Source organism: Vibrio coralliilyticus ATCC BAA-450, assembly GCF_000176135.1.
GTDB lineage: Bacteria > Pseudomonadota > Gammaproteobacteria > Enterobacterales > Vibrionaceae > Vibrio > Vibrio coralliilyticus.
Window position 1 is genome coordinate 20654 of sequence record NZ_ACZN01000005.1, and the last position, 7971, is coordinate 28624.

The 7971-nt window shown below is 45.9% G+C and carries 7 protein-coding genes and 1 pseudogene; 1 reads left to right on the forward strand and 7 read right to left on the reverse strand.

What is annotated here, in order from left to right:
- Positions 1-13 precede the first annotated feature (13 nt).
- From rpoB to secE, 7 genes are all read right to left on the reverse strand, one after another.
- Entirely contained in the window at positions 14-4042 is a 4029-nt protein-coding gene (gene rpoB, locus VIC_RS00360) for a DNA-directed RNA polymerase subunit beta (protein ID WP_006957112.1), read from the reverse strand.
- A gap of 231 nt (positions 4043-4273) precedes the next feature.
- Positions 4274-4642, reverse strand: a complete 369-nt coding sequence (rplL, locus tag VIC_RS00365; protein ID WP_006957113.1) for a 50S ribosomal protein L7/L12 — start codon at positions 4640-4642, stop codon at positions 4274-4276.
- Positions 4643-4700: 58 nt separating this feature from the next.
- Complete coding sequence (gene rplJ / locus VIC_RS00370) at positions 4701-5195, reverse strand: 50S ribosomal protein L10 (RefSeq protein ID WP_006957114.1); 495 nt, start codon at positions 5193-5195, stop codon at positions 4701-4703.
- Between the two features lie 280 nt (positions 5196-5475).
- Entirely contained in the window at positions 5476-6180 is a 705-nt protein-coding gene (gene rplA, locus VIC_RS00375; protein WP_004747603.1) for a 50S ribosomal protein L1, read from the reverse strand.
- Positions 6181-6184: 4 nt separating this feature from the next.
- Positions 6185-6613 (reverse strand): 50S ribosomal protein L11, encoded by a 429-nt coding sequence (gene rplK, locus VIC_RS00380; RefSeq protein ID WP_006957115.1) that lies wholly within the window; start codon positions 6611-6613, stop codon positions 6185-6187.
- 143 nt (positions 6614-6756) lie between these two features.
- Positions 6757-7305, reverse strand: a complete 549-nt coding sequence (gene nusG, locus VIC_RS00385) for a transcription termination/antitermination protein NusG (RefSeq protein ID WP_006957116.1) — start codon at positions 7303-7305, stop codon at positions 6757-6759.
- A 13-nt stretch (positions 7306-7318) separates the two neighbouring features.
- The gene (secE, locus tag VIC_RS00390; RefSeq protein WP_006957117.1) at positions 7319-7699 is read right to left on the reverse strand and encodes a preprotein translocase subunit SecE; all 381 of its coding nucleotides are present in this window, start codon (positions 7697-7699) and stop codon (positions 7319-7321) included.
- Positions 7700-7763: 64 nt separating this feature from the next.
- Between secE and VIC_RS26955 the strand changes: the two are divergent.
- Positions 7764-7971 (forward strand): annotated as a pseudogene (locus VIC_RS26955) (hypothetical protein); the annotation flags it as partial.

Genomic DNA, 7971 nt, shown 5'->3' on the forward strand with positions numbered 1-7971 from the left:
AACCCCGTGGGGATTACTCTTCGTCTTCTAGCTCGATGTTGATACCTAGCGAGCGAATCTCTTTCAACAGTACGTTGAACGATTCTGGCATGCCAGGTTCCATGCTGTGGTTACCGTCTACGATGTTCTTATACATCTTAGTACGGCCGTTAACGTCATCCGACTTAACGGTTAGCATTTCTTGTAGGGTGTAAGCCGCACCGTATGCTTCCAGTGCCCATACTTCCATCTCACCGAAACGCTGACCACCGAACTGAGCTTTACCACCAAGTGGTTGCTGAGTTACTAGGCTGTACGAGCCAGTAGAACGAGCGTGCATCTTGTCATCAACAAGGTGGTTCAGTTTCAGCATGTACATGTAACCAACCGTTACAGGACGCTCAAACGCATCACCTGTGCGACCATCAAACAGCGTTAGCTGACCAGATTCTGGTAGGTCACCTAGTTTCAATAGCTCTTTGATTGATTGCTCAGACGCACCGTCAAATACTGGAGTCGCGATCGGTAGACCACCACGTAGGTTCTTGATCAGCGTACGAACTTCATCATCAGATAGAGACGCAACGTCTACTTTCTGACGAGTATCGCCAAGGTCGTAAACTTTTTGTAGGAAGTCACGGAACTTAGCCAGCTCTTGCTGCTCTTTCACCATCTGGTTGATCTTGTCACCGATGCCTTTCGCTGCCAGACCTAAGTGAACTTCTAAGATCTGACCGATGTTCATACGCGAAGGTACACCCAGTGGGTTCAGTACGATGTCAACCGGCTGACCTTTCTCATCGTAAGGCATGTCTTCAACAGGGTTGATCTTAGAGATTACACCCTTGTTACCGTGACGACCGGCCATCTTATCACCAGGCTGGATACGACGTTTAACCGCTAGGTAAACCTTAACGATCTTCAGTACACCAGGTGCTAGATCATCACCTTGTGTGATCTTACGACGCTTAGTTTCAAACTTCTTATCGAAGTCAGCACGTAGCTCGTCGTACTGCTCTGCTAGCTGCTCAAGCTGAGTCTGTTGAGCATCATCTTCAAGCGTTAGCTCTAGCCACTTCTTACGATCAATAGCGTCTAGTTTCGCTTCAGTGTAACCACCGTCAAGAAGTACAGCTTTAACACGGTTTAGAAGGCCACCCTCAAGAATCTGGAATTCTTCAGTAAGGTCTTTCTTCGCTTCTTTAAGCTGCATCTGTTCAATTTCAAGTGCACGTTTGTCTTTTTCAACACCGTCACGAGTAAATACTTGAACGTCGATGATCGTACCTGATACAGAGTTTGGTACGCGTAGAGACGTGTCTTTAACGTCTGACGCTTTCTCACCGAAGATAGCACGTAGTAGCTTCTCTTCAGGCGTTAGCTGAGTTTCACCTTTAGGCGTTACTTTACCTACAAGGATGTCACCGCCTTTCACTTCCGCACCGATGTAAACGATACCTGACTCGTCTAGTTTAGACAGAGCAGACTCACCTACGTTTGGAATGTCAGCTGTGATTTCTTCAGCACCAAGCTTAGTATCACGCGCCACACAAGATAGCTCTTGAATGTGGATCGTAGTGAAACGGTCTTCTTGAACTACGCGCTCAGATACTAAGATCGAGTCTTCGAAGTTGTAGCCGTTCCAAGGCATGAATGCGATACGCATGTTCTGACCAAGTGCTAGCTCACCAAGGTCTGTTGAAGGACCATCAGCAAGAACGTCACCACGTGCAACTGGCTCACCCGGCATCACACATGGACGCTGGTTGATACACGTATTTTGGTTAGAGCGAGTGTATTTAGTTAGGTTGTAGATATCGATACCTGCTTCACCAGGGATCAGCTCGTCTTCGTTTACTTTAACAACGATACGAGAAGCATCTACAGACTGGATTACACCACCACGTTTCGCTACTGCTGTAACACCAGAGTCAACTGCGATGTTACGCTCGATACCAGTACCAACTAGAGGCTTGTCAGCCTTAAGTGTTGGAACGGCCTGACGTTGCATGTTCGCACCCATCAATGCACGGTTCGCATCATCGTGTTCTAGGAACGGGATAAGCGATGCAGCGATAGATACAACCTGGTTAGTTGCAACGTCCATGTAGTCAACATGTTCGCGTGGGTGTAGGCCAGATTCACCTTTCTGACGAGCTGTGATTAGCTCTTCAGCAAATGTACCTTGCTCAGAAAGTACCGTGTTCGCCTGAGCGATAACGTACTGACCTTCCTGAATAGCAGATAGGTAATCAACTTCGTCTGTTACTACGCCATCTACTACGCGACGGTATGGAGTCTCAAGGAAACCGTACTCGTTACAACGCGCAAACGCAGATAGTGAGTTGATCAGACCGATGTTTGGACCTTCAGGCGTTTCGATAGGACACAGACGACCGTAGTGAGTTACGTGTACGTCACGTACTTCGAAGCCAGCACGTTCACGAGTAAGACCACCAGGACCCAATGCAGAGATACGACGCTTGTGCGTCACTTCTGATAGCGGGTTGTTTTGGTCCATGAACTGTGAAAGCTGTGAAGAGCCAAAGAATTCTTTAACCGCAGCAGAGATAGGCTTAGCGTTGATTAGATCTTGAGGCATGATTGCATCAAGGTCACCAAGGCTTAGACGCTCTTTAACAGCACGTTCAACACGTACTAGACCAACGCGGAATTGGTTTTCAGCCATTTCACCAACTGAACGGATACGACGGTTACCTAGGTGGTCGATATCGTCCACTTCACCGATGCCGTTACGGATAGCGATAAGCTTCTTCATCACTTCAACGATATCAGTTTCGTCAAGTGTGCCTTGCTCTTGAGCATCTTCACGTTCGATAGAGCTGTTGAACTTCATACGACCAACAGTCGATAGATCGTAACGCTCTTCTGAGAAGAATAGGCTTTCGAATAGGGCTTCAGCAGCTTCTTTCGTTGGTGGCTCACCAGGGCGCATCATGCGGTAGATTTCTACCAGTGCAGAAATACGATCAACAGTACTGTCGATACGTAGTGTGTCTGACATGAATGGACCGTGATCTAGGTCGTTCGTAAATAGAACTTCTAGAGCTTTATGGCCTGCCTGAGATAGGTTCGCTAGTGCTTCAAGACTGATTTCTTGGTTAGCCGCAACGATGATCTCGCCAGTCGCTTCGTTGATGTAGTCTTTCGAAGACACTTTGCCTACGATGTACTCTACTGGTACTTCGATGTGCTCAACGCCATCTTTTTCAAGCTGACGGATGTGGCGTGCCGTTACACGACGACCTGTTTCAACGTAAGTCTTGCCGTTTGCTTCGATATCGAATGACGCAGTTTCACCACGTAGACGATCAGGAACCAACTCCATAAGTAGAGTTTGATCTTTAACCTCGAAGTTCACCTTCTCAAAGAAGATGTCCAGGATCTCTTCTGTCGTCTTACCTAGTGCGCGAAGAATGATAGATGCTGGTAGCTTACGACGGCGGTCGATACGTACGTATAGGTTGTCCTTAGGATCAAACTCGAAATCAAGCCATGAACCACGGTAAGGAATGATACGTGCGTTATATAGAACTTTACCTGAAGAGTGGGTCTTACCTTTATCGCTGTCGAAGAATACACCTGGGCTTCTGTGCAGCTGGGATACGATAACCCTCTCGGTACCATTGATAACGAAGGTACCATTGTCTGTCATAAGCGGAATTTCGCCCATGTAGACTTCTTGTTCTTTAATGTCTTTTACAGTACCTGCTGGCGCGTCTTTATCAAAGATAACTAGGCGTAGTTTTACGCGAAGTGGTTTTGAGTAAGTTACGCCGCGAATTTGACATTCTTTAACATCAAATACTGGCTCACCAAGACGGTAGCTAACGTATTGCAGCTCGGAATTGCCGTTGTAGCTCTGAATTGGAAATACAGAACGGAAAGCAGCTTCAAGACCGTATTGACCTTCAGGATCCTGTTCGATGAATTTTTCGAACGAATCGAGCTGGATCGATAGCAGGTATGGAATGTCCAACACTTGTGGACGAGTACCAAAGTCCTTACGGATGCGCTTTTTCTCGGTATAAGAGTAAACCATGGGGTTCCTCAGCTCGCTGATAAGTGACCCAAACTGTCTCCAATCGTTATGAGACAGTGACTAACACCTGTTTGAATGTAGTGACATTTCATTAAGCTGTAATGAAATGTTTTTTGCTAGGAACCTGGGTGCTCAAACAGCGGAAAAATCACCCAACCCCTACAGCGCAAAAAGGCCGGTGGTTATAAAACCACCAGCCATTAGCCGTTAGGCTAAGAAACTATGCAATAATTACTTAACAGTAACACTTGCACCAGCTTCTTCTAGCTGAGCTTTAAGAGCTTCAGCTTCATCTTTCTCGATGCCTTCTTTTAGAGGTGCAGGTGCGCCGTCTACTAGAGCTTTAGCTTCTTTAAGACCTAGGCCAGTTGCGCCACGTACTGCTTTGATTACAGCAACTTTGTTACCGCCAGCAGATTCTAGGATTACGTCGAATTCAGTTTGCTCAGCAGCAGCTTCGCCACCAGCAGCGCCGCCAGCAACAACAGCAGCAGCAGCAGAAACACCGAATTTCTCTTCCATTGCTTCGATTAGTTCAACAACTTGCATTACAGACATTTCTGCAACTGCGTCTAGGATTTGCTCGTTAGTAATAGACATAACAATTCTCTTTTAAAATCAACAATAAGTTTAATTAGCAACCAGTAAAAAGCAAGGCTTATGCCGCAGCTTCTTCTTTTTGATCGCGTAGTGCAGCGATAGTACGTACCAGCTTGCCTGCAGAAGCTTCTTTCATGCACATCATTAGGCGTGCAATTGCTTCGTCGTAAGTTGGTAGTGTCGCTAGTACTTCAGCATCAGTAACTGCGCCTTCAAATGCAGCAGCTTTGATCTCGAACTTGTCGTTCTCTTTAGCGAAGTCTTTGAAAAGACGCGCTGCGGCACCTGGGTGCTCGTTAGAGAATGCGATTAGAGTAGGACCAGTGAAAGTGTCTGTTAGACACTCGTAGTCTGTACCTTCAACCGCACGACGCGCTAGAGTATTACGAACAACTTTCAGGTAAACGCCCGCTTCACGAGCTTGTTTACGTAGAGAAGTCATCGCGCCTACTTCAACGCCACGAGAGTCAGCTACAACTGCAGAAAGTGCACCACTGGCAGCTTCGTTGACTTCAGCAACAATTGCTTTTTTGTCTTGAAGGTTTAAAGCCATCTTGGATTTACTCCTGGTTGTCGTTACACCACTCACTATTATCACAACAGTGAGAGCTATTGAGGTGCTTCCCAGAAGAAAGGTAACTATTTACATAGAGCTTTCTGTCAGTTCGGGCACCATCTACGTAGGGTAATTAAGTCTTTATTTATCAAATAAATTCAGACACCTACGGTCTTGGACGGAGACTGGGTCTTAATTCTTACAGAACCAAAGTTCAGCCCCAACCACAAATATTAGGCGCGAAATTATACACAAATTTCGCGCCTAAGCAAATATATTAGTTTGCTAGAGTGTTCAGGCTAGCCTGATCAACAGCAACACCAGCACCCATAGTAGTAGAGATGCTTACTTTCTGCAGGAATGTACCCTTAGCAGAAGATGGCTTAGCTTTCTTCAGAGCCACTAGAAGTGCTTCTAGGTTCTCTTTGATCTGCTCAGCAGAGAAGTTTGCTTTACCGATAGTAGTGTGGATGATGCCGTTCTTGTCGTTACGGTAACGAACCTGACCAGCTTTAGCGTTCTTAACTGCTTCAGCAACGTTAGGAGTTACAGTACCAACTTTAGGGTTTGGCATTAGACCGCGAGGACCTAGGATAGTACCTAGTTGACCTACAACGCGCATTGCATCTGGAGAAGCAACAACTACGTCAAAGTTCATTTCGCCTTTCTTCACTTGCTCAGCAAGATCTTCCATACCAACGATGTCTGCGCCAGCTTCTTTAGCTGCTTCAGCGTTTGCACCTTGAGTGAAAACTGCAACGCGGATTTCGCGGCCAGTACCGTGAGGTAGTACAGTTGCACCACGTACGTTCTGGTCAGATTTACGAGCATCGATGCCTAGGTTAACAGCAACGTCTACAGACTCAACGAATTTAGCAGTTGCTAGTTCTTGAAGAAGAGCAACAGCTTCGTTGATTTCGTATTCTTTAGTTACGTCAACTTTTTCGCGGATTACGCGCATGCGCTTAGTTAGTTTTGCCATGATCTTAACCCTCTACCACTAGGCCCATTGAACGAGCAGTACCCGCGATTGAACGCTTCATTGCTTCGATGTCAGCACCAGTCATATCAGCAGCTTTAGTTTCTGCGATTTCTTGGATTTGAGCGTCAGTTACAGTACCCACTTTTTCAGTGTTTGGACGACCTGAACCAGACTTAACGCCAGCCGCTTTCTTAAGAAGAACTGCAGCAGGTGGAGTCTTAGTGATGAACGTGAAAGAACGGTCGTTGTATACAGTGATAACAACAGGAGTCGGTAGACCTTTCTCGATAGATTCTGTTTTTGCGTTAAACGCTTTACAGAATTCCATGATGTTAACACCGTGTTGACCTAGAGCAGGACCAACTGGTGGACTTGGGTTTGCCATACCAGCAGCAACTTGCAGCTTGATGTAAGCTTCAACTTTCTTAGCCATGATTTTTCCTAATTTTGGGTACAAACGCTAATCGACCGATCAGCTCCCCGTTTACGTAAATAACTTTTTGCTTCGACAGAAGCAAAAAGGCGCGAAATTATAGTCATAATTCGCGCCTTAAACAACCCTAAAAAGGTGTTTTTTTAATCAAGTTTTTCAACCTGACCAAACTCAAGCTCAACTGGTGTTGCACGACCAAAGATCGACACAGACACTTTCAGGCGGCTCTTCTCGTAATCCACTTCTTCAACGGTACCGTTGAAGTCAGCAAATGGACCATCAGTAACACGTACCACTTCACCGGCTTCGTACATAGTACGCGGACGAGGAGACTCGCTCGCTTTCTCAAGACGGTTAAGGATAGCGTCAGCTTCTTTATCAGTGATAGGAGCTGGACGGTCAGAGGTACCACCAATGAAGCCCATGACACGTGGCACGCTGCGTACTAGGTGCCATGATTCATCGTTCATGATCATCTGAACGAGGACGTAACCAGGGAAGAACTTACGCTCAGACTTACGACGTTGGCCTGCGCGCATCTCCACTACTTCTTCAGTAGGGACTAGAACTTCACCAAATAGCTCTTCCATGCTGTGCATTTTGATATGCTCGCGAAGAGACTGAGCTACACGGCCTTCAAATCCAGAGAAGGCTTGAACCACATACCAGCGTTTTTTAGGAGCTTCACTCATGAATTAAAACCCTCTATACCCCAGTCACAAAGTTGACAAGACGAACCATAATGCCGTCGATGCCCCAAAGTGCCAGAGCCATTACAATACTTACAGCTAAAACGATCAAAGTCGTTTGCACAGTTTCTTGACGCGTTGGCCAAACTACTTTGCGAACTTCCATACGAGATTCTTTAGCGAACTCGATCGCAGCTTTACCTTTTGTTGTTGTAGCTGCAACACCAAGTGCCGCAGCAATTAGTACAACAACACCTGCAGCGCGAATCACTACAGACATTTCACCATACAGGTAATTACCCACAACAGCGGCAGCTAGCAGAACGAAAGTGACAATCCACTTGAAGATATCTGCGCCATTTGAGCTTTCAGGAGTTTCAGCATTATTTGCTTTCATAAAACCAAACCTGTCACAAGTCTTAATATAGACGACAACAACCCCGCTGTTGCAGGGCAAATCCATGAAACGACAACCTTATCGATTGACGTACTCTTTCTTAATGACCAAGAAGCAACATCTTGGGCAAAAAATCCTGCTTAATATCTGCTTGGATAAGAAATTAGCAAACATTATATTTAGTGCAGAAAAAGGGCATCAAATGATGCCCTTTTTGCTACTGGTTCGTCAAATCTTATTCAAAGATTTTTCAGAAGTCTTCAGCAATTCCT